Origin of the sequence: Pseudomonas sp. BIC9C (assembly GCF_034541995.1) — a bacterium.
Taxonomy (GTDB): Bacteria; Pseudomonadota; Gammaproteobacteria; order Pseudomonadales; family Pseudomonadaceae; genus Aquipseudomonas; species Aquipseudomonas fluorescens_CC.
This window is the reverse complement of sequence record NZ_JAWDGM010000005.1, coordinates 502,082-524,542: the sequence shown is the minus strand read 5'-3', so window position 1 is coordinate 524,542 and position 22,461 is coordinate 502,082. Positions and strand designations below refer to the sequence as shown.

Annotated in this window: 20 protein-coding genes; 11 read left to right on the top strand and 9 right to left on the bottom strand. The window is 62.9% G+C overall.

Annotation, left to right across the window (positions count from 1 at the left end; genetic code table 11):
* Nucleotides 1-42 precede the first annotated feature (42 nt).
* From RS887_RS23410 to RS887_RS23375, 8 genes are all read left to right on the top strand, one after another.
* On the top strand, nt 43-825 hold the full coding sequence (locus tag RS887_RS23410; RefSeq protein ID WP_322617232.1) for an ABC transporter permease: 783 nt from the start codon (nt 43-45) through the stop codon (nt 823-825).
* Nucleotides 825-1,673 (top strand): ABC transporter ATP-binding protein, encoded by an 849-nt coding sequence (locus tag RS887_RS23405; protein ID WP_322617231.1) that lies wholly within the window; start codon nt 825-827, stop codon nt 1,671-1,673. The genes RS887_RS23410 and RS887_RS23405 overlap by 1 nt, the downstream gene beginning before the upstream one ends.
* On the top strand, nt 1,670-2,632 hold the full coding sequence (locus RS887_RS23400; protein ID WP_322617230.1) for a HEAT repeat domain-containing protein: 963 nt from the start codon (nt 1,670-1,672) through the stop codon (nt 2,630-2,632). The genes RS887_RS23405 and RS887_RS23400 overlap by 4 nt, the downstream gene beginning before the upstream one ends.
* The gene (locus RS887_RS23395; protein ID WP_322617229.1) at nt 2,629-2,907 is read left to right on the top strand and encodes a DUF971 domain-containing protein; all 279 of its coding nucleotides are present in this window, start codon (nt 2,629-2,631) and stop codon (nt 2,905-2,907) included. The genes RS887_RS23400 and RS887_RS23395 overlap by 4 nt, the downstream gene beginning before the upstream one ends.
* A gap of 163 nt (nt 2,908-3,070) precedes the next feature.
* Complete coding sequence (gene lexA, locus RS887_RS23390) at nt 3,071-3,688, top strand: transcriptional repressor LexA (protein ID WP_322617228.1); 618 nt, start codon at nt 3,071-3,073, stop codon at nt 3,686-3,688.
* Nucleotides 3,688-4,305, top strand: coding sequence for a translesion DNA synthesis-associated protein ImuA (gene imuA, locus RS887_RS23385; RefSeq protein ID WP_322617227.1), 618 nt, complete (start codon nt 3,688-3,690; stop codon nt 4,303-4,305). Before lexA ends, imuA begins: the two co-directional genes overlap by 1 nt.
* A 7-nt stretch (nt 4,306-4,312) precedes the next feature.
* Nucleotides 4,313-5,728 carry a DNA polymerase Y family protein gene (locus RS887_RS23380; RefSeq protein WP_322617226.1) on the top strand — a complete coding sequence of 472 codons (1,416 nt, stop codon included), beginning with the start codon at nt 4,313-4,315 and terminating at the stop codon, nt 5,726-5,728.
* Nucleotides 5,704-8,802 (top strand): error-prone DNA polymerase, encoded by a 3,099-nt coding sequence (locus RS887_RS23375; RefSeq protein ID WP_322617225.1) that lies wholly within the window; start codon nt 5,704-5,706, stop codon nt 8,800-8,802. Before RS887_RS23380 ends, RS887_RS23375 begins: the two co-directional genes overlap by 25 nt.
* A gap of 130 nt (nt 8,803-8,932) precedes the next feature.
* On the opposite strand, the gene RS887_RS23370 is transcribed toward RS887_RS23375, so the two are convergent.
* From RS887_RS23370 to RS887_RS23340, 7 genes are all read right to left on the bottom strand, one after another.
* The gene (locus RS887_RS23370) at nt 8,933-9,595 is read right to left on the bottom strand and encodes a flavin reductase family protein (protein WP_322617224.1); all 663 of its coding nucleotides are present in this window, start codon (nt 9,593-9,595) and stop codon (nt 8,933-8,935) included.
* A gap of 12 nt (nt 9,596-9,607) precedes the next feature.
* The gene (locus RS887_RS23365; RefSeq protein ID WP_322617223.1) at nt 9,608-11,095 is read right to left on the bottom strand and encodes an amidohydrolase family protein; all 1,488 of its coding nucleotides are present in this window, start codon (nt 11,093-11,095) and stop codon (nt 9,608-9,610) included.
* On the bottom strand, nt 11,092-12,288 hold the full coding sequence (locus tag RS887_RS23360) for an amidohydrolase family protein (protein WP_322617222.1): 1,197 nt from the start codon (nt 12,286-12,288) through the stop codon (nt 11,092-11,094). Before RS887_RS23360 ends, RS887_RS23365 begins: the two co-directional genes overlap by 4 nt.
* Nucleotides 12,289-12,436: 148 nt before the next feature.
* The gene (locus RS887_RS23355) at nt 12,437-13,489 is read right to left on the bottom strand and encodes an extracellular solute-binding protein (RefSeq protein ID WP_322617221.1); all 1,053 of its coding nucleotides are present in this window, start codon (nt 13,487-13,489) and stop codon (nt 12,437-12,439) included.
* Between the two features lie 19 nt (nt 13,490-13,508).
* Nucleotides 13,509-14,297 (bottom strand): ABC transporter permease, encoded by a 789-nt coding sequence (locus RS887_RS23350; protein ID WP_111283381.1) that lies wholly within the window; start codon nt 14,295-14,297, stop codon nt 13,509-13,511.
* Nucleotides 14,294-15,211 carry an ABC transporter permease gene (locus RS887_RS23345; protein WP_322617220.1) on the bottom strand — a complete coding sequence of 306 codons (918 nt, stop codon included), beginning with the start codon at nt 15,209-15,211 and terminating at the stop codon, nt 14,294-14,296. The genes RS887_RS23350 and RS887_RS23345 overlap by 4 nt, the downstream gene beginning before the upstream one ends.
* Before the next feature lies 1 nt (nt 15,212).
* A complete protein-coding gene (locus tag RS887_RS23340; protein WP_322617219.1) occupies nt 15,213-16,298 on the bottom strand; it encodes an ABC transporter ATP-binding protein in 1,086 nt (361 codons plus the stop codon).
* Nucleotides 16,299-16,438: 140 nt separating this feature from the next.
* Between RS887_RS23340 and RS887_RS23335 the strand changes: the two genes are divergently transcribed.
* The 3 genes from RS887_RS23335 to RS887_RS23320 all read left to right on the top strand — a co-directional run bounded on the left by RS887_RS23335 (nt 16,439) and on the right by RS887_RS23320 (nt 19,921).
* On the top strand, nt 16,439-17,128 hold the full coding sequence (locus RS887_RS23335; RefSeq protein ID WP_322617218.1) for a GntR family transcriptional regulator: 690 nt from the start codon (nt 16,439-16,441) through the stop codon (nt 17,126-17,128).
* Between the two features lie 222 nt (nt 17,129-17,350).
* A complete protein-coding gene (locus RS887_RS23325; protein ID WP_322617217.1) occupies nt 17,351-19,462 on the top strand; it encodes a hybrid sensor histidine kinase/response regulator in 2,112 nt (703 codons plus the stop codon).
* Nucleotides 19,463-19,687: 225 nt separating this feature from the next.
* Entirely contained in the window at nt 19,688-19,921 is a 234-nt protein-coding gene (locus RS887_RS23320) for a DUF465 domain-containing protein (protein WP_008015939.1), read from the top strand.
* Nucleotides 19,922-20,192: 271 nt separating this feature from the next.
* On the opposite strand, the gene RS887_RS23315 is transcribed toward RS887_RS23320, so the two are convergent.
* Both RS887_RS23315 and RS887_RS23310 read right to left on the bottom strand, forming a co-directional pair.
* Entirely contained in the window at nt 20,193-21,272 is a 1,080-nt protein-coding gene (locus RS887_RS23315) for an SMP-30/gluconolactonase/LRE family protein (protein ID WP_322617216.1), read from the bottom strand.
* Nucleotides 21,269-22,414 (bottom strand): sterol desaturase/SRPBCC family protein, encoded by a 1,146-nt coding sequence (locus RS887_RS23310; RefSeq protein ID WP_322617215.1) that lies wholly within the window; start codon nt 22,412-22,414, stop codon nt 21,269-21,271. The genes RS887_RS23315 and RS887_RS23310 overlap by 4 nt, the downstream gene beginning before the upstream one ends.
* Nucleotides 22,415-22,461: the final 47 nt, after the last annotated feature.

The window sequence follows — 22,461 nt, the reverse complement described above, 5'->3', positions numbered from 1 at the left end:
CAAGCCCGCTCCCACAGGTTTTTCGGGTTGAGAGGAAGAATTGTGTACGGATCATTTAACCGCTGGCTCCCCCGAGCCGCTTCACTGCTGCTCTGCCTGCTGTTCTGGCAACTCGCCGCCAGTCACCACTGGAACCTCGGCCTGGTGACCTTCGCCAATGTGCCGACCCCGCTTGCCGTGATCGAAGCTGCGCTGGGCCTCGGCGACTCGGGCAAACTCGCGCAGCACCTGGGCAGCAGCCTTGGCCGGGTATTCGCCGGTTACCTCGCGGCGCTGATCATCGGCGTGGCCCTGGGCCTGGCCATCGGTCGCTCGAAATGGGCCGAAGACCTGTTGCTGCCGCCCCTGGAAGTGCTGCGCCCGATCCCGGCGGTGGCGTGGATTCCCCTGGCGATCCTGATGTTTCCTTCGTCGGAACTGTCGATGGTGTTCATCACCTTCACCGGCGCACTGTTCCCGATCCTGCTCAACACCGTGCATGGCGTCGAAGGCGTCGACCCACGGCTGATCGCCTCGGCGAAAAGCCTCGGGGCAGGGCGCCGGGCAATCCTGCTGGAGGTCGTTCTTCCGGGGGCCGGCCCCAGCATCATTACCGGCCTGGCCATCGGCATGGGCACCTCGTGGTTCTGCCTGGTCACGGCAGAAATGATCTCCGGCCAATTCGGCATCGGTTATTACACCTGGGAGTCCTACACCCTCCAGAACTACGCCGACATCGTCGTCGGCATGTTGCTGATCGGCGTGCTCGGCATGGGCAGCAGCCTGCTGATCAAGCGTTTGGGCGGGCTGTTCACGCCTTGGCATCGACCACGAGGAAAAGCCTGATGAGCGTTTTTCAACACCTGGAAGGGCGTATTGATATTTGCGGGCTGTCGATCAGCCTGGGCGAGGGCCAAGCGGCTTTCGAAGCGGTGCAGGGCCTCGATTGCCAGATCGAACCGGGACAGTTCGTGTGCATTCTCGGGCCGTCCGGCTGCGGCAAGTCGACTTTGCTCGGCGCACTGGCAGGGCACCTGCAGCCGCGCACCGGCACCTTGAACGTGGATGGCGCGCCAGTATCGGGGCCATCGCCACAACGTGGCATGGTGTTCCAGCAGCACACCTTGTTTCCGTGGCGCACGGTGCGTGACAACGTGGCGTTCGGCTTGAAAATGCGTGGCGTCGGCAAGGTCGAACGGCACAAGGCAGCGGATGAAATCCTCGCCCTGGTGGGGCTCGAAGGGTTTGCCGGGCGCTGGCCCGACCAGCTCTCCGGCGGCATGCAGCAACGGGTGGAAATTGCCCGGGTGCTGGTCAACCGTCCGCGCCTGTTGCTGATGGATGAACCCTTCGGTGCCCTTGATGCCCTGACCCGGTTGAACATGCAGGAGCTGCTGCTGGACATCTGGACGCGCATCCGCACCACCGTGGTGTTTGTCACCCATGACATCGATGAAGCGCTGTTTCTCGCCGACCGCTTGCTGGTCATGAGCTCGCGACCCGGGCGGATCATCGAAGACCTGCGCCTGGACTTCCCCAGGCCGCGCAGCACGGAGCTGGTGACCCGCTCTGAATTCTCGCACCTGAAGCGTCATTGCCTCGAACTCCTGCGCCACGAAGACGGCCGGCAACTGCCGCGCCTGAACCCGCTCGGCCTTCCCCCTGAAAACAAACTGCCGCGATTTGCCCTATGACCTCACTATTCGATGTAACCGATAACGACGACATCCTTGCCCTGCAACCGCGCCTGACCGATGACGACCCCGGTGTACGCCGGATCGCGCTGATCGAGTTGGCCGATCTTGAGGAGCCGGACGGCCTGCAGTGGTTGATCGATCGACTGGCCGAAGACCCGATTGCCGACGTTCGCGCCGAAGCCGCGCGGTTGCTGGAAGCCTGGGAGGACGAGCCCGTGGTCGAAGCGTTGTGCCAGGCGCTGACGGATCCATCCCCGGCGGTGCAGGCGGCCGCTGCGCAAAGCCTCAGCCTGCTCAAGAGCGAGGCGGCGGGCCGGGTCATTCTGCCGTGGACCGGGCACGCTGACATTGGCGTACGCATTGCCGCGTTCAGGTCGTTGCGCGAGTTGCGTTGCCCCGATGCCGCCGATGCGGCTGCACGGGCATTGGACGATGAAAGCGCCGGTGTGCGCCGCGAAGCGGTGGGCGTGCTCGGCTGGCTCAAGCAACTCGGAGCCTTGCCGGCATTGGCGCGGTTGGCCAGCGATGACCCGGACACCGACGTGCGGCGTGCCGCCACCGGGGCGTTGGGCCTGGCGTCTGACGCGCAGGTGCTGCCGGCCCTGCGCCAGGCCTTGCGGGACGCTGCCTGGCAAGTCCGCGAAGAAGCCGCCACCACCCTGGGCAAGGTCGGCCACCTCGACGCCGGCCCGGCCCTGATCGACGCCTTGGGCGACGATTACTGGCAAGTGCGCCTGCGCGCCACCCGCAGCCTCGGTCGCTTGCGTTTTGTACCTGCGCTCGATGCGTTGATCGACACCCTCGGCCACCGCATCAGCAACCTGCGCAAGGAAGCCGCCCTGGCCCTGGGTGAATTGAACGACCCGCAGGCCATTGCGGCATTGCAGGCCGCACAGGACGACGGCGACCCGGAAGTGCGCAAGGCCGTGCGCATTGCCTTGAGTCAACTGCAATGAATCCGCTGGCGGTGGGTAATTTACGGAGCAGACAACAACTGCGCCTGAACTGGCCCGATGGCCGCGAACAGTGGCTGGACCACGCCGAACTGCGCCGGCAGTGCCCGTGTTCGCAGTGCCGGGCGTTTCGTATGCGGGGGCTGACGCCGATGGTCGATGCGCGGGTGCAGGTGATCGAATTGCACTCGCAGGGGTATGGCCTGCAACTGGTGTTCAGCGATGGCCATGAGCGAGGGATTTATCCGTGGGCGTATCTGGCGCAACTCACCCCTTGAATTACCGCAATCCAATGTGGGAGCGGGCTTGCTCGCGAAAGCGGTGTGTCAGGCAGCAGTGGTATCACTGACACGAAGCCTTCGCGAGCAAGCCCGCTCCCACCAGTCATCTGCCCAGCAGATGACTGGCGGTCCTTGCCAGGTAAAAGCCAAAAGAGTACAAATGTACTCCATGACGACTCTGACTCCCCGCCGTACCGCCATCCTGACCTTCATCCGCGATCGCATCGCCGAGCACGGTCAGCCTCCGAGCCTCGCCGAAATCAGCGAGGCGTTCGGTTTTGCCTCCCGCAGCGTGGCGCGCAAGCATGTGCTGGCGCTGACCGAAGCCGGTTTCATCGAGGTCAACCCGCACCAGGCCCGGGGCATTCGCCTGCTCGGGCAGCCGCCGCGTCCCGAGTTGCTGGACATCCCGGTGCTCGGCCGGGTGGCGGCCGGTGCGCCGATCGGGGCCGATGCGGAGGTCCATAGCCGCTTGCTGCTCGACCCGTCGATCTTCTCGCGGGTGCCGGACTACATGCTGAGGGTCCGGGGGGACTCGATGATCGGGGACGGCATTCTCGACGGCGACCTGGTGGGCGTGCACCGCAACCCCGAGGCGCTCAACGGCCAGATCGTCGTGGCGCGGCTCGACGGCGAAGTCACCATCAAGCGCTTCGAACGGGTCGGCGATGTGGTTCGTCTGCTGCCACGCAACCCGGCCTACCAGCCGATCATTGTCGAAGCCGACCGGGACCTGGCCATCGAAGGCGTGTTCTGTGGCCTGGTGAGGCAAGGCTGATGGGTGCCGTCGTTGCGCTGGATACGCTGTTCAATGGCGGCCAGGTCTGGAAGGGCCGGCCTGCGCCACCGGCCGCCTGCCCGCAACCCACCGGGCATGCCGCGCTGGACGCCGCCTTGCCCAGCGGAGGCTGGCCGGAGGCGGCGCTGACGGAAATCCTCTTGGCCGGGCAGGGCGTGGGCGAGTTGCAACTGGTGTGGCCGACGCTGGCACGGCTGTCGGCGGCGGGCGAGCGCATCGTGCTGGTGGCGCCGCCTTATGTGCCGTATCCCCAGGCGTGGCAGAGCGCCGGGGTCGATCTGCGTCAGTTGTCGATCATCCAGGCCAGCGAGCGCGATGCGCTGTGGGGCGCGGAACAATGCCTGCGTTCGGGCAGTTGCGGTGCGGTGCTGTGCTGGCCGCTCAAGGCCGATGACCGCGCCTTGCGCCGCTTGCAGGTGGCGGCGGAAACCGGCCAGACCCTGGCTTTCGCCTATCGTCCCCTCAGTGAAGCGATCAACCCTTCGCCGGCGGCCTTGCGCATCGCCATCGATGCCCGACCGGCACAACTGCGTGTGCTCAAGTGCCGCGGCGGCCTGGCCCGTTCGGCGCCGATTGCCTTCGCCGTGGGGCATTGAGGTTGCCATGCGCTGGGTCTGCATTGTTTTCCCGCAATTGGCGCTGGACGCGGTGCTGCGTCAGCGCGCCGATCCCGATGAGCCCCTGGCGTTGCTGACCGGCCCGGCCCAGCGCCGGGTACTGCAGGCAGTCAACGGTGCGGCGCGGGCGCTGGGTTTGCGTCCCGGCCAGTCCATGAGCGCGGCACAGGCCTTGAGCAAAGGCTTTGCCACGGCCGAATACGACGCCGCTGACATCGAACACTGGCAGCAGTTTCTCGCCGCCTGGGCCTATCGCTTCAGCTCTCAGGTCAGCGTGCATTACCCCCGGGCCGTGGTGTTCGAGATCGAATCCAGCCTCGGCCTGTTTGGTGCCTGGCCGCAATTCGAAGCGCTTTTGCGCCGTGAGCTCGGCGAGCTGGGGTTTCGGCACCGCATCGTGGCCGCGCCCAACCCGGTGGCGGCGCGGGTGCTGGCCAACGCCTATGACGGTCTGGTGGTGCCGGACGATCAAGCCTTGCGGCATCATCTGGGGCAAATGCCCGTCGATCGGATCGGCCTCGAAGCATCGGTCGCCACGGCCTTGTCGCGCATGGGCCTGCGCACCTTGAGCCAGGTGCAGGCGTTGCCCCGGCACAGCCTGGCCCGGCGTTTCGAGGCCCAGGTGCTCAAGCATCTGGATGCCCTGTTCGGTTTGCGGCGGCTGGCGCTGGCGTTTTACCTGCCGCCGGACCGCTTCGATGTGCGTATCGAACTCAATTTCGATGTGCAGTCCCATCAAGCCTTGCTGTTTCCGTTGCGCCGGTTGACGGGCGACCTGTCGACGTTCCTCTGCGGTCGCGACAGCGGCGTACAGCGTTTCGACCTGCATCTGGAGCATGCCGGGTTGCCGGACACGGTCATCAAGGTCGGTCTGCTCAGCGCCGAGCGCGATCCGGCGATGCTCTTCGAGCTGGCCCGGGGGCGGCTGGAGCAAGTCCAGGTCGAGGCGCCGGTGCGCGGCTTTCGCTTGCGCGCCGAGGATTTGCCGGCCTTCGTGCCCCAGCATCGGGAACTGTTCGACGATCGCCCGCAGCAGTCCTTGCCCTGGGAGCAGCTGCGCGAACGCCTGCGTGCACGGCTGGGGGATGACGCGGTGCATGGCTTGGGTTTCCAGGCCGATCACCGCCCCGAGTGCGCGTGGCAGGCCAGTGCCGACAGCCAGCCTTGCGCGGTGCCGGCCGCCGTGAAGCGGCCGGGCTGGCTGCTGACTGAGCCGCTGGCCGTGCATCAGGGCTCGGCGCGCATTCTCATGGGGCCGGAGCGCATCGAGTCCGGCTGGTGGGACGGCGACGACGTACGCCGTGACTATTACCTGATCGAAACCCGTGCCGGCCAACAGGGCTGGGCTTACCGGGCGGTCGGTGAGGATGGCCCGTTGTGGCTGCAGGGCTGGTTCGCATGAGCATCGACTATGCCGAACTGCACTGCCTGTCGAACTTCAGCTTCCAGCGCGGGGCGTCCAGTGCCCTCGAGCTGTTCCAGCGCGCGAAAAAACAGGGTTATCAAGCCCTGGCGATCACCGACGAATGCACCCTGGCGGGCATCGTTCGCGCCTGGCAAGCGGCGAAGTCCGTGGAGTTGCCGCTGATCATCGGCAGTGAAATACGCATCGAGAACGGCCCGAAACTGGTGCTGCTGGTGGAGAACCTCGAGGGCTATCAGGCGCTGTGCCGATTGATCACCCGCGCCCGGCGGCGCACGCAGAAAGGCCAGTATCAGGTGCTGCGCGAAGACTTCAGCGAACCCTTGCCGGGGCTGTTGGCGTTGTGGGTGCCGGACGCTGTCGATGCCTTTGAACAGGGCCGCTGGCTCAAGCAGGTCTTCGCCGAGCGCCTGTGGCTGGCCGTGCAGTTGCATCGCGGCCAGGACGATGCCCGGCGCCTGGACGATCTGCTGACCCTGGCCAGGGAATTGCGGATTCCTGCGGTGGCCAGTGGCGATGTGCACATGCACGCTCGCGGCCGGCGCGCCTTGCAGGACACCATGACTGCGATTCGTCATCACCTGCCGGTGGCCGATGCCGGGTTGCGCCTGCATCCCAACGGCGAACGCCATCTGCGCAGCCTCGACGTGCTGCAGGCGCTTTATCCGCCAGCCTTGCTGGCAGAAACGCTGACCATTGCCCGGCGTTGCACCTTTGATCTTGGCCAGTTGCGTTACCAGTACCCCCGCGAACTGGTGCCGCAAGGGCACTCGGCCACCTCGTGGCTGCGTCATTTGACCGAAGAAGGCATCGAGTGGCGTTGGCCAAAAAGGCCGAAAAGCGAAGTGCTGGAGCAGATCGACAAGGAGCTGCAACTGATCGCGGAACTGGGCTATGAAAGCTATTTCCTGACGGTCCACGACATCGTCCGCTTTGCCCGCCAGCAACAGATTCTTTGTCAGGGTCGTGGTTCTGCCGCCAACTCGGCCGTGTGCTTTGCCCTGGGGATCACCGAAATCGATCCGGATCGCACCACGTTGCTGTTCGAGCGCTTTTTGTCCAAAGAACGTAACGAACCGCCGGACATCGACGTCGATTTCGAGCACGAGCGCCGCGAGGAAGTCTTGCAGTATGTGTTCCAGCGTTATGGCCGGCCCCGGGCCGCATTGACGGCGGTGGTCAGCACTTATCACGCCGCCGGTGCGGTACGGGATGTGGCCAAGGCACTGGGCTTGCCGCCGGACCAGATCAACGCCCTGGCCGATTGTTGCGGTCACTGGAGCGATGAAACGCCCCCCGTTGAACGCCTGCGTGAAGGTGGTTTTGACCCGCAGAGCCCGGTGCTGCACCGGGTGCTGAGCCTGACGGGGCAGTTGATCGGCTTCCCCCGGCATTTGTCCCAGCACCCCGGCGGTTTCGTGATTTCCGAGCAGCCGCTGGACAGTCTGGTGCCGGTGGAAAATGCCGCCATGGCCGAGCGCACCATCATCCAGTGGGACAAGGATGACCTCGACGCAGTGGGCCTGCTCAAGGTCGATATCCTGGCGCTGGGCATGCTCAGCGCGATTCGCCGATGTTTCGATCTGCTGCGCCGGCACCGGGGCCTGGACCTGAGTCTGGCAACCATCCCGTCCGAAGATGCGAGCACCTACGAAATGATCGGTCGGGCTGACACCATCGGCGTGTTCCAGATCGAATCCCGGGCGCAGATGTCGATGCTGCCAAGGCTCAGACCGAAGACGTTTTACGATCTGGTGATCGAGGTCGCCATCGTTCGACCGGGGCCGATCCAGGGCGGCATGGTGCATCCGTACCTGCGGCGACGGAACAAGGAAGAACCGGAGGCGTATCCGTCGCCGGAACTGGAAGTGGTGCTCAAGCGCACCCTTGGCGTGCCGCTGTTTCAGGAACAAGTGATGCAGATCGCCATCGTCGCCGCCGACTACAGCCCCGGTGAGGCCGACCAGCTACGCCGCTCCATGGCCGCGTGGAAACGCCACGGCGGGCTCGAACCGCACAAGGAACGGTTGGCCGCCGGGATGAAGAAAAACGGCTACACCGCCGAGTTCGCCGCGCAGATCTTCGAACAGATCAAGGGCTTTGGCAGCTACGGCTTCCCCGAGTCCCACGCAGCCAGTTTTGCCTTGCTGACCTACGCCAGTTGCTGGTTGAAATGCCACGAGCCGGCGGCCTTCGCCTGCGCGCTGATCAACAGTTGGCCGATGGGGTTCTACAGTCCGGACCAGATTCTGCAGGACGTTCGCCGCCATCATTTGCAGGTTCGCCCGGTGGACGTGCGTGCCAGTGACTGGGATTGCAGCCTGGAACCGATCAGCGGTGCGCAGCCGGCGATTCGCCTGGGCATGCGCATGATCAAGGGCTTTCGTGAGGAGGATGCACGGTGCATCGAGGCGGCCCGCTCGAAAGGCGCGTTTGCCGACATTGCCGACCTCGGCGAACGGGCGCGACTCGATGCCCGCGCCCAGGAGCAACTGGCCGATGCCGGTGCGTTGCGTGGCCTGGCCGGCGACCGGCACCGGGCACGCTGGGAAGTGGCCGGGGTACAAAAGCAGCTGGGGTTGTTTGCTGGCCTGCCGAGACGGGAGGAGGACGCGGTGTCGTTGCCCAAACCCACCGTGGGCGAAGACCTGCAAGCCGATTACGCCAGTGTCGGCACCACCCTCGGGCCGCATCCGCTGGCCCTGTTGCGCAGTGAGTTGAAGGCCCGGCGCTGCCGCAGTTCGAAGGAGTTGCTGGACGTCGAGCACGGTCGGCCGGTCAGCGTCGCCGGGCTGGTCACCGGCCGACAACGCCCGGCCACCGCCAGCGGCGTGACCTTCGTCACCCTTGAGGACGAGTTCGGCAACGTCAACGTGGTGGTCTGGCGTGACCTGGCCGAGCGACAGCGCCGGGTGCTGGTGGGCTCGCAGTTGCTCAAGGTCGATGGTCGCTGGGAGAAGGAGGGCGAGGTGCGACATCTGATTGCCGGGCGCTTGAGTGACCTGAGCCCGCTACTGGACGGTATCAGTGTGCGCAGTCGCGATTTCCGCTGACGACGCGCCCCCCTGTAGGAGCGCTTGCTCGCGATGAACCTAAGAGCGCCGCGGGGTGTCAGGTTACCAGCGTTATCGTTGACGACCATCGCGAGCAAGCTCGCTCCTACAGGTTTTGTGCAATCTCTGGTTATTTGGTGACAGGCCAAAACCGCTCCCCACCGCCCGGCTCTTCCGTCCACGCCTGCAACGACCGCGTCGGCAAATCGAAATAATCCCGCGTGCGCGCATAGCCATGCCCGCCCATGCGTCCGATCGCATCCAGCCCCAATTGATCGATGTACAGGGTTTTCGGGTCGATCAGTTCGTCTCGCACATGGGCCATTAACACTTCACCAAAGATGATTTCCCGCGACTGGCCGATGGACAGCGCCATCATCCGCCGGCATTCCAGTGCCACGGGTGCTTCGCCGATGCGCGGGCATTTGACCGTGGTGCCGGGGATGGCGGTGAGGCCGGCGGCGGTCAATTCGTCGAAACCGGGGGCGAAGGGCACGGCGCAGACGTTCATGGCTTCCACCAGTGCATCGCTGACGATGTTCACGGTGAATTCCTGGTTGAGCTGAATGTTGCGGGTAGTGTCCTTGGGGCTTTGGTCACCGTAGTTTTCCACGCCCAGGGCGAGGATGGGCGGGTCGGCCGACAGCGCATTGAAGAAGCTGAATGGCGCCGCGTTGACCCGGCCTTCGCCGTCGACGGTCGTGACCAGGGCAATCGGCCGTGGCACGACGCTGCCGATCAGGATCTTGTATTTTTCCCGTGGGCTCAATGTGCTGAAGTCGAAGCTTTGCATGGGCAGAATTCTCTAAAGAAGGGGATCGATGGCGCTCAGTGGCGCCTGTGCGCTGTGGTCGTCGGCGAACGGGATGGCTGGCTGGAACAAGCCTTTCCAGTCCGGTTGGCCAAAGGCCCGGTCGCTGTGGCTGCGCATCAGCTTTTCGAATTGCCGTTGGGCCTGGCGTTGCAGGGCGGGGTAGTCGATGCCCTTGACCTGGCCGTCCTGCATCACGCAGCGGCCATCGATGTAGCTGGCGATGCAGTCGTCACCGCGACCGGCCAGCACAAGATTTTTCAGCGGATCGAATAACGGTCCCAGGTGCATTCCACGCAGGTTGAACACGGTGATGTCGGCCTTGCACCCCGGCGCCAGACGTCCGAGATCGTCGCGACCCAAAGCCGTGGCGCCGCCGAGTGTCGCGGCGTTGTACAGGTCCAGCGTGCTGGTCAGGTCATTACCGCCCTCCATCAGGCGGGCGATATTCAAGCCCTGGCGCATGTTGTCCAGCAAGTCCGCCGGCCAGGTGTCGGTGCCCAGGGCGAAGTTGATGCCCTTGGCCCGATAGCGTCCGAACGAGTTCAGCGCCTCGCCATCCCGGGCAAACACCACCGGGCAATGCACCAGGCTCGCGCCGCCGTCCACGACTCGCTGCAAGTCGTCATCACCTTGGGTGTAGATGCCGTGGGGCAGCAGGCTGCGTGGGTTCAAAAGCCCAAGCTGCTGCAACCAGCCCAACGGTGAAGCGCCGCGCAGTTGCTCGACCATTGCCACTTCGCCCAGGCCCTGACAGCAATGCAAACGCATCGGTGCGTTCATTTCCTGGCTCAGCTTGGCGGTGCGCTGCAGCAGCGCCGGGGTGCAGGTCTGGATGCGATCGGGCAGCAAGGCGCCGCGAATCAGGCCGTCATTCGTGCCGTCGAAATCGCGGAAAAACCGTTCAGCCGCATCCAGTCCCGCCATACCCCGGGCTTCGTCCCAGTGGTGGGCCAGCTTACCGTCGGCCTGCCAGTAGCTCATGCCGCTCATGTAGCAAGGGCCGAGGTAAGTGCGCAGCCCCAACTCGGCCGCCACATCGGCTACCGCCGCAAACTCGTCATAGGTCTCGGCCCACTCGCGGTAATACATCGAGGTGATCGGCATGGCCGTGGTAATGCCGTTGCGGATCAGCTGCGTGAAGGCGTAGCGGTATTTGAAGACTTCTTCTTCGGGGCTGTAACTTTCCCGCGATCCACGTGCCAGATACTGCGCGGACCACATCCGGCCCATGTCGCGCTCGTCACCGTTGTCCAGGGTCAGCACCGTGGAATCGAGGTCGCCGAGGGCATCCAGATCGATGAAGCCGGGGCCGATCAGCGCATTGCCGTAATCAACCCACTGATCTACCGGACCCGGATAATTGCGCCCGACAAACTCAATGCGCGAACCTGCGAACACCACTTCGCCGTCGCGCCACAGCACATGCTGTGTGCCGTCGAAGCCGACCACGCAACTGGCCCGCAAGCCGATGAGCTTCACAGACGGCTTTCCAGCAAACGGCCACTCGCAGCAACCAACTGACCCGCGCGATAGACCTGACGCAGCGGCCGCGAAACCACCGCTTCACCCAGCGTTTGCACCGGCATCAGCAGGAAGTCCGCCGGCTGGCCGATCGCCAGGCGATTGGCTTCGCAACCCAGTGCCTGGGCGCCGTTGACGGTTGCCGCCGCGAACGCCGCCGCCAGTTCTGCGTCCTTGCCCAAGTCGAAGCGGAACGCCAGCAGCATCGCCCGTTCCAGCATGTCGCCGTTGCCCATGGGCGACCAGGCATCACGAATGCCGTCGGAGCCCAGGCACACATTCACGCCGGTTTCGCGCAGGGCCAGGAACGGCGGCACCGCGCAATCGGCCGGGGCAGAGCTCATCAGCGAAATGCCCAGCGTCGCCAGGCGTTCGGCCACCGGTTTGACCTGGCTCCACGGCAACATCCCCAGGCAATAGGCATGGCTGATCATCACCCGGCCTTGGCGGCCAAAGCGTTCGGTGTAGTCGGCGATCAGCGCGATCTGCCACAGGCCCAGCTCACCCTTGTCGTGCAGGTGAATGTCGACGCCACGGTCGAACTCGCTGGCCAGTTTGAACACGAAATCCAGTTGCGCAATCGGGTCGTTGTCGATGCCGCACGGGTCCAGTCCGCCGACGTTTTCCACGCCCAGGGCCATGGCTTCGCGCATCAGTTCGGCGGTGCCGGGGCGGCTGATCAGGCCGGTCTGGGGGAACACCACCAGTTGCAGGTCGATCAGGTCACGGTAGGTTTCACGCAGCTGTTGCATGGCTTCGACATGGCGCAGTCCGAACTCCGGGTCGATGTCGACGTGGCAACGCATGGTCAGCGAGCCACGGGCGATGCAGTTTTCCAGCAGGGCACCAGCCCGTTGCGCAATCGGTGTGGTGACTTCGCGCAGGATGCGCCGTTCGTTGGCAATGTAGTCCTTGAGGGTCGGGCCGGCGCTGTTGGGGCGCCATGGCTGGCCCCAGAGGGTTTTGTCCAGGTGCACATGGCTTTCCACCAGAGCAGGGGTGAGCAGTTGGTTCTGGCCGTCGATGTCGGTGGCGGAGAGGGCTTCGTTCGACGCGGGACGGCGTTGACTGAACCGGCCGTATTCGATCAGCAGGTCTTCGGCGGGGGCGCCGTAGGGACGCACGTTGCGCAGCCAGCGGGGTTGATTCATTGCAAACCTCAAGTTGTATGTTGTCAGGGGCGGCCTCTTCGCGAGCAAGCCCGCTCCCACAGGATTTGGGGGTGCTCACAAAATGTGTGATCAGCACAAATCACTGTGGGAGCGGGCTTGCTCGCGAAGGCCGCGACTCGGTCTCGGATCAGCCCTTGAGCTTCGCCCAGATGCGGTCTTGCAGCTCACGCGCCTTGTTGCTGCACTCCTTTTCCGGGCGCAGGCGCGAGGCGAATTCGTCGGGCATGTTGATGGCGTCCATGACTCGCCATTTGGCGTCAATCAGCTTGTCGCTCTGGATGCCGTTGGCGTAGGCGATGGCGTTGGACACGGCGGCGGCATTTTCCGGTTTCATCATCCAGTCGATGAAGATCTTCGCGTTGCCGGGGTGTGGCGCGCTTTTCGGTACGGCAAAGTTGTCCTGGAACATTGCCAGGCCTTCCTTCGGATACACGTATTTGATCGTGCTCTTCTGCAGGGTGGCCCGCGCTGTAGAACCGTTCCAGTTCTGCATCATGATCACCTCGCCGGAGGCCATGCGGTCGACGGTGTTGTCCGAGCTGTACATCTTCAGGAAGGGTTTCTGTTTTTGCAGCAGTTCGAGGATGCGCTTGGCGTCCTGCGGGTTTTCGCTGCATTCGTCGACGTTCAGGTAGTGGCTGGCGGCGTTGATCACGCTGCTGGAGGTGTCGAGGGCGGCGAGTTGGCCTTGCAGCTCCTTGCGCGGCTCGAAGAACTCTTTCCACGAGTCGTCGAGTTTGCCGCCGGGCACCCGTGCGCTGTCATAGGAGAACCCGGTGGTACCCCACAGGTAAGGTGCCGAGAATTTGCGGCCGGGGTCGAAGCCCGGGTCGCGGAACGCCGGTTTGACATACTGGAAGTTGGGCAGGGTCGAGGCGTCGATTTCCAGCAGCAGGTCCTGGTTGATCAGGGTGCGCATGATCGATTGCGACGGCACGATCACGTCATAGGCCGCGCCGCCGGCCTGCAGCTTGGCCAGCAGGGTTTCGTTGCTGTCGTAGCCGTCCATGGTGACCTTGATACCGGTCTCCTTTTCGAACTTGGCCAGCAGGTCGACCGGGTAGTAGTCGGTCCAGTTGTAGAAGAACAGTTCCTTGGGCTCGGCGGCCTGGGCGCTGAACGCGGTGAAGCAACTCAGGGCCAGACCGGCAACAGCGAAACACATGTTTTTTGTTTTCATGTTTGAAGCGCTCCAGGATTTATTGGTTTTTGCCGCGCTGTCCCAGCCAGAAGGCCAGCACCACCAGCACGATGGATATCACCAGCATCAGGGTCGAGATCGCGTTGATCTCCGGCGTCACGCCGGCCTTGATGGCTGAGAAGATGTACACCGGCAAGGTCGTCGACCCCGGTCCGGCGACGAAGAAGGTCATGATGAAATCGTCGAGGCTGACCACGAACGCCAGCACCGAACCGGACAGCACCGCCGGCCACAGCAGCGGCAAGGTCACCCGGCGAAACACCTGCCAGGGGTTGGCGTACAGGTCGTTCGCCGCTTCCAGCAGGCTCTTGTCCAGGTCATTGAGCCGCGCACGGATCGGCAGGTAGGCGAAGGGAATGCAGAAGCCGATGTGGGCGATGATCACTGTGAGCAAACCGAGCTTGATCCCCAGTGCCATGAACAACAGCAGGGTGGCCACGGCGGTGACGATCTCCGGCAGGATCAGTGGCAGGTTGATCCCGCCCTCGACCATTTTCTGCCCGTAGAACGGCCGGTAAGTCGCCAGCGCCGCGAGCAATGCAATCGCCGTGGCGCACACCGTGGCGATGCTGGCGACGATGATCGAGTTCAGCGCGGCGGTCTGGATCGACGGGTTGGCCAGGATGCGCCCGTACCAGTCGAGCGAGAACTCTGTCCACACCGTCGCCGAGCGGTTGGCGTTGAAGCTGTAGGCGATCAACACGAAAATCGGCAGGTACAGATAGGCCAGCATCAACAGGCTGACTTCACGGGTCAGGGGCAGTTTTTTCAGGTGCAGGGCGATCATGCTTGGGCTCCCCGACGCAGGGTCTTGGCGGCATTGCGGCTATAGAGGGCGTAAAGCACCAGGGACAGCAACATGATCCCCAGCAACAGGAACGACAGCGAACTGCCCAGCGGCCAGTTGCGCGCGGTGCCGAACTGCTGCTGGATCAGGTTGCCGATCATCAGCGTCTTGCCGCCGCCGAGGATGGCGGGGGTAATGAAGGCGCCCAGGCTTGGCACGAACACCAGCAGCGCACCGGCAATCACCCCCGGCATCGACAGCGGCAGGATGATCCGGCGCAATGCGTGCCAGCGGTTGGCACCCAGGTCATAGGCCGCCTCCACCAGGCGCCAGTCGAGTTTTTCCAGGGTCGAATAGATCGGCAGAATCATGAACGGCAGGAAGCTGTAGACCAGCCCGACGCTGACCGCGAAGTCGTTGTAGAGCAGGGTGATGCCACCGGCCTGCGGGAACAGCGCGTTGAGGCTCTGGGCCACCCAGCCCTGTTCGCGCAGGATGATCAGCCACGCGTAGTTGCGGATCAGCAGGTTGGTCCAGAACGGGATGGTGATCAGCAACACCATCAGGTTGCGCCGCCGTGGTGTCAGGCTCGACATCCACAGCGCCACCGGGAAGCCGAACAGGAAACACAGGACTGTGGTACCACCGGCCTGGAACACCGAGCGCAACAACGCTTGGGCGTAGACCCAATTGAGCTCAAGCTCACCGTCGAAGCCTTCCTGGAAAAACAGCTGCACGTAGCTTTGCAATTGCCAGTTGGCCTGCCAGTCGACGCCGCCATAGACGTTGCGCGGCAACAGGCTGATGTAGCCCATGATGCCCAGCGGAATGGCGATCAGGGCCAGCAGGGTCAGGACTACCGGGCTGAGCAACAGCGCGCGGTTGAGGGCCGGGGAAGTGCTGCTGACGCTCATCTCAGGCCTCCATCAACAGGCAGGCGTGGGGCGGCAGGTTGACCGCGACGCGATCACCCACCACCCGCCCGTGGCTCAGGCCTTCGTTGTTCTCGCGCAGCATGACCTTGATGTCGTTGTTCAGGCGGCATTGATAGAGCGTGGCCGTGCCGACATACAGCACGGCTTCGATCACGCCGCGCAGGTGGTGGGGTTGTGTCGGTTCGACCAGTTGCGAGCGCTCGGGGCGGAACGCCAGTTGCACCTTGCTGCCGTCAAAGCCCTGGGCCGGGCAGGGGATTTCCACGGGCATGCCATTGGGCACGAAGAGTTTTTCGTTTTGCTGGCCGCGCTTGAGGTGGCCAGGGAGGAAGTTGATATCGCCGATGAATTGCGCGACGAACTGGTGTTGCGGGCGCTCGTAGATCTCATTGGGCGTGCCGATTTGCAGAATCTTGCCGGCGGACATCACGGCAATGCGATCGGACAGGGTCAGCGCTTCTTCCTGATCGTGGGTGACAAAAATGAAGGTGATCCCGGCTTCTTTCTGCACGCGCTTGAGTTCGACCTGCATTTCCTTGCGCAGCTTGAGGTCCAGGGCCGACAGCGGCTCATCGAGCAACAGCACTTTGGGTTTCGGCGCCAGGGCCCGGGCCAGAGCCACCCGTTGCTGTTGGCCGCCGGACAGTTCGGCTGGTTTGCGCCTGGCCAGGTGCTGCATTTGCACCAGCGCGAGCATCTCATCGACCCGCTGCGGGATCAGTTTGCGATCAAGACCCTGCATCTCGAGGCCGAAGGCGATATTCTGCGCAACACTCATGTGCGGAAACAGTGCGTAACTCTGGAACACCGTATTGACCCGACGCTTGAACGGCGGCAAGTCATTGACCGTCTCGCCCGCGAGGCGAATCTCGCCGTCGCTGACATGCTCGAAGCCGGCGATGGTGCGCAACAGGGTGGTCTTGCCACAGCCGGAAGGACCGAGCAGGGTGAAGAATTCGTTGTCGGCGATGTCGACAGAAACATTGTCGAGGGCAGGAGCCAGCCCTGGATCGTCGGAATAGCGTTTTGAGACGTTTCGCACTTCAATTGCAACTGGATGACCCATAATGGTGCATTCCTCTAATTATTGTATGCAAAATCTGGATGCAATTTAGAAATACCCGGATTAATCTGCTCGTGCAAGCCCCTTTTTCAATGGCTGTTCATTCGCCAGGGTTGTTTGCGCAGGGCTGAAGGAGTTGATGAATGACGGAAAAGAAACTGGAAACCACGGTCGACCGCGTCTACCAAGGGGTTTACGAGGCGATCAGCAAGCGTTCGCTGCGTCCGGGAATGAAGCTGGGCGAAGCCTCGTTGGCGGAACTGTTCAATGTCAGCCGCACGTCTGTCCGGGCCGCGCTCAAGCAATTGGAAGCCGATGGCCTGGTCACCACCGAACCCAATAAAGGTGCATCGGTGTCGTTACCCAGTGACGAGGAGATCCGCTCGCTGTTCGAAACCCGGCGTCTGGTCGAGATCGGTATCGTCAGTGAACTGTGCCGTCGTCGCGATACGGCGGTGACCCAGGACCTGCGCGATCATTTGCTGCTGGAGGACGAAGCGCATCGAAGCGGCGATCACGAGCGGTTGATTCACCTGCTCGGCGAGTTCCACATCAAACTGGCCCGCAGCCTGAACAACCCGGTGCTGCTCGACTGGTTCCAGAAACTGATTTCCCGGGCGTCGCTGTATGCCGCCGCACTGGATGACGACAGCCATGAAGCCTGCCGCGACGATGAACACCTGCGGCTGATCGAGTTCATCGAAGCAGGCAACCAGAGCGCGGCCATCGAGCTGACCTGCATGCATCTGAATGGCATCGAGAAGGCCATTCTCGACGTCGCGGCCACGCTGAAAAGCAGTTACAACCCGCTCAAACATTTGATAGAGGTCTAGACCCCACTGAAGATCAAAACTGTGGGAGCGGGCTTGCTCGCGAAAGCGGTGTGTCATTCAACCTGTTCGTCTGCTGATACACCGCCTTCGCGAGCAAGCCCGCTCCCACAGGGGGCAATAGAGGCCAAATGGCCCGCGAGAATCAGCTATACCTCTATGAAGCGAATAGCGTCCAGAATGCTCGAAACAAACGGGTGCAATTTACCGGGATTGAGCCAGCCAATGCAGTTTCTAGCGGATAGCCACGGGTGTGCCGGATGGAACGGCGAAATGGCCGGGCGTATTCGTGCGTTCGACTGGAGCAAGACTGAACTTGGCCCACTCGACTCATGGTCGAAAAGCCTGAACAGTGCAGTGCAGTTGATGCTTGCCTCGCCGTTGCCGATGGTGATGCTCTGGGGACAGTCGGGGTACATGATCTACAACGACGCCTACTCCAAGTTTGCCGGTGGACGTCATCCGTACTTGCTCGGCTCTACGGTCGAGCTGGGCTGGCCCGAAGTCGCCGAATTCAATCGCCACGTGGTGGATACCTGCCTGGCGGGCGGCACCTTGTCCTATCGCAATAAAGTCCTGGTATTGCTGCGCGACGGCGTTCCCGAGGATGTCTGGCTCGACCTCTATTACAGCCCGGTGGCCGACGATAACGGGCGTCCGGCCGGGGTCATGGCCATGGTGGTGGAAACCACCGAATGGGTGATATCCGAACGTCGGCGACAGGCGGCCGAAGACGCCTATCACGCTGACAATGAACGGGTACGGCTGGCGCTGAACGCCGGAGCGCTGCTCGGTTCCTTTGTCTGGGACATCAAGACCAACCTGTTGTCCGGTGATGAGCGCTTCGCCCGCACGTTTTCCTATCCACCCGGGCAAGACCTGCAAAATCTGTCTCGGGACATCGCTGAAAGCCGGATCCATCCGGACGATCGCGGCTGGGTCCAGGAGCGCATCACACTGTCGGTCGAGACAGGCGAGCCCTACAACGTCGAGTACCGGATCCAGCGCCCCGATGGCAGTTACCTCTGGGTACTCGCCAGCGGGTGTTGCGAGTTCGATGAGCAAGGCGAGGCGTTTCGTTTCCCTGCCGTGCTGATCGATATTCACGAACGCAAGACCGCCGAAGAATCCCTGCTCAAGTTCACCCGCAACCTGGAACAGCGGGTGGCCGATGAGGTCGAGGCGCGGCTGGCAGCGGAAGAACAACTGCGCCAGTCACAGAAACTCGAAGCCATCGGCGGCCTCACCGGCGGTGTGGCCCATGACTTCAACAACCTGCTGCAAGTGATCGCCGGCAACCTGCACCTGCTGGCACGCCATGAGCCGGGCAACGCCAATGTGCAGCGCCGGGTCGCGGCGTCGATTGCCGCCGTCGAGCGCGGTGCCAAGCTGTCCTCGCAATTGCTCGCATTCGCCCGTCGCCAACCGTTGTCGCCTGCGGTCTTTACGCTGCGGCAGATTTTCGATGGCCTGGCGGAGCTGTTGCTGCGTGCCCTGGGTGAAACCCTTCAGGTGCACATGACGGCACCTGAAGATTCCTGGAATGTGTTTGTCGATCGCAATCAACTGGAAAACGCCATTCTCAATCTGGCGATCAATGCCCGTGACGCTCTTCAGGGTGAGGGCAGGATTGACCTTTGCGCGGAAAACATCACCCTCGATCGCAAATTTTGCGCCGCGAAGGGCATTACCGCCGGGGACTATGTGCGGGTGTCCGTGACGGATACCGGTGTCGGCATGCCGCCGCAGGTGCTGGCCCAGGCGTTCGAACCGTTCTTCACCACCAAGGCCGACGGACAGGGCACCGGATTGGGCTTGAGCATGGTGTTTGGTTTCGTCAAACAGAGTGGCGGTCATATCGAAATTGCCAGCGACGTCGGGCAGGGCACCCGGGTGCAGTTGTACTTCCCGCGCACCTTGCGCGCGGCACCCAGCGAAACACTGAGCCCTGATGTGCCGCAGCGGGGCGGGCACGAACGCATCCTGGTGGTCGAAGACAATGAGGCGGTGCGGGTGTCGGTGGTGGAGTGGTTGCGCGAGGAGGGCTATCAGATTCTCACGGCCCCCAACGGTGACGTTGCCATGCAAATGTTGCTGGAAGGGCTGGCGGTGGACCTGATCTTCACCGACGTGGTCATGCCCGGCCTGATCAAGAGTTCGGACTTGGCGGCCTGGGCGAAAGTACAGGAACCTCCGGTGGCTGTGCTGTTCACCTCGGGGCATACCCGCGACATCATCTCGCGCAATCACCAGCTCAGCCCCGACACCCACCTGCTGAGCAAACCCTATAATCCCGAAGCACTCAGGCAAATGGTGCGCACGGTGCTTAACGGCTGACAAAAACAGGTGATTCTCTACACCGGTTTCAAAAGCTGATCGAGTCATCGTCAGCCGGTGGAGGCGTCGGCGCAGGCGAAGGTTTTATCGCCTTTGCGACAGGACGACGAACGGACACCGCTGGTCTGACAGGTGGTCGACAGAACGGGCTAACCGAGGCCATTCTGATAGTTGGTGAACGCAATTGATCGCGTCTCGCTGCCGATCAACAAACGGAGGTGTTCCATGCCGGTGCCCCATGACCTTTATCAGGATCTGAAACGCTCAAAGGAAGAAATCCAGCAGAAACGCACCAAGGATCCGTTACTGGATTCACTGATCAACAAGTATTCCCTGGCTGATGCCGAAGTGGTGAAGGCGGAGGAGGCCAAATCCAGCGATGACACGGTGACGAAGCTCAAGGCGAAGCGCTTGGAGGTCAAGGACAAGATCGTCAAGCAACTTGGCTCGTCGTCCTGATCCCGCGAGCCTGCCACCGTCGATCGGTGGCTGAAAAGCTGGAGCGGCAACCAGAACCGGCACCTCGAATGCTCAGAGACCGATGTTACGGCTCTCGACGAGGTGCCTCATCATCCAGCCCAACTACCCCTGTGAACTGAACTCCGCCCCCTGTAGGAGCGAGCTTGCTCGCGATAAACCCGAGAACGCCGCGGGGCATCTGCCAACCAGCGTTATCGTTGACGACCATCGCGAGCAAGCTCGCTCCTACAGGATCAGATGCGGGGCTTGCTCATTGCAATGCCTTGCTCAACGGCAACCTCGCCATGTTCTGCGCTTTCAGCGAGCCGAAATACAACCAGTCCCCATACTCGCGCACCGTGGTGATGGGGGAGTAGTTGTCGCTGCTGCCGTCCTGCAAATTGGCGATCACTTTGCCTTCAAGGTCCAGGCCCAGGGCAAACCCGCGTTTTTCCACGGGTTTGGGCAAGACGGTCATGGCTCGCACGATCATCTTGCGCACGAACGGATGCGCCGCCGTGCCGTCGAGCAGGGCGTTGCGGGGGGCATAGAGTGCCACCCAGAACCGGTCGTGACCATTGAACGACAGGTTGTCCGGCAGCCCCGGCAGGTTGTCGATGAACAGGTCATGGGTGCCGGCCTTGGGGCCGCTGAGCCAGTAACGGCTGATACGGTAGGCGCCGGTTTCATTGACCAGCACGTAGGCATCGTCCGGTCCCAGGGTCACGCCGTTGGCAAACTCCAGCTTGTCCAGCACAACCGATGTTTTGCCGGTCTGAAAGTCATAACGCAGCAGACGGCCATCGCCGCCGTGTTCGAGCACGGCCTCACCATCGTGGCCATAGCCGAAGCGGCTCGAAGCATCGCTGAAATAGGCGTAGTGACCCGGTTTGTCGATAGCCACATCGTCGGTAAAGCCGAAGGGAACGCCATCGGCCTCCGTGGTCAGGGCCACCAGGCGACCCTGGGCGTCGAGTGACAACAAGCCTTTGATGGCATCGGCGATCACCAGCAGGCCATTGGGATGCCGGGCCAGGCCCAATGGCCGGCCACCGGTATCGACCAGGACTTTGGTGGTCTTGCCGTCCAGGCTGGTGCGGATCAGGCGACCGTCGTGCAGGCCGGTGAGGAGTGTGTCGTTTTCCAGCAACAAGGCCTCCGGCCCGTCGATGTCGGCGGCACCGACGCGTTCCATGCCCTTGAGCCGCTGATTGTCGGCGTAGATGCCGCTGGTGAGGGACGGCGCGGGTTGTGGCGCCCAGGCCACCGGTTGCACCCTGGTTGGCATCAGCAGCAGGAAGGCGCCGATGGCGACGATGACCAGCAACAGGCATTTGAGGATTCGGCTCACGCGTTGACCCCTGTCGCCGCCAGGTATTTCTGCGCCATGTCACGCAACGCCTGCATCGACGCCGCCGATTCCCGATCGATGCGCCGCTGGAGCAACAACCGGTTGGCGATCCGCATTGCCAGGCCGCTGAATTGATATTCCAGGGTCCGGACGAAACGTGTGTCCGGGCCTGTGGCATCGCATTCATAGGTCACCACCAGCGACAGGCCATGATCACCCCGGGCCCGGGCGCTCCAGCGCCGTCCGGGCAGGTACTCCGCTACCTCCCAGCTCAAGTGCCCGTCGCGGCCGCCGGCGCGGATGTCCTCCTCGAATCGTGCGCCGGCATGCAACGGGCCATTTGGCCCATCGATATGCAGCGACGAGGGATGCCATTGCGGCCAAAGGGTCACGGTACTGGCATAGGCCAGAACATCTATCGGATGTCCGGCAATGACAATCTGATGCTGCATGCGGGTCATGGGCGTTCTCGGCGGGTTGAGCGGCGCAGGTTCCGGCTCCCAATAGAGGGTGCCGAACAGGTAGTCCATCAGCGGGAAAACGATGTTGAAATTACGCTGCTGCATCAGTTCGCGGCGGTGATGCAGCTCATGCAGCCGGCGCATCTGGCGGATCCACGGCCACCGCGTAACCGGATTGCGCGGCGGCAAGTGCTCGCAGGCATGAAACACTTCATAAGCCAGGTAACCGAGGACAAGAAGGCCGCCGACCAATCCGGCAACGTTCGCATCCAATGGCTTGAGCAGCCACCAGAGGGGCAAGGCGACGGCGAGGGTGTGCAGCACGATCAGCCATGCCGGAAACAGAATCACCCGCCAGTCGCGGGCGCTGTCGTAGGTCATGTGGCCGGGGGTGAAAAAACTGTGGTGGTCGCCAGCGTGACGGGCATAAAACAGGCGGGCGAAGCTCTTTTTATGATGCCCCAGGTGGCGATGCACCATGTACACGCCGAAGTTGAACAACAGCAGCGTGACGGGCACCGCCAGCCATTGTGCCGGCCGTACCTGATGTACGTTGCTCCAGAAAATGCTGATCGCCAGCGCCCCGAACGACAGGACAAAAGCGCCGTGCAACCAGGGGTTGTAGAGCGGATGAATGGCGGCGCGGTAGCGGCTGCGGAATCCTTCGGTGGTCTGCCTCACTGCAATCACCTGTCGTTATTGTTATCTCTGCAGATTAGTCGATTCCA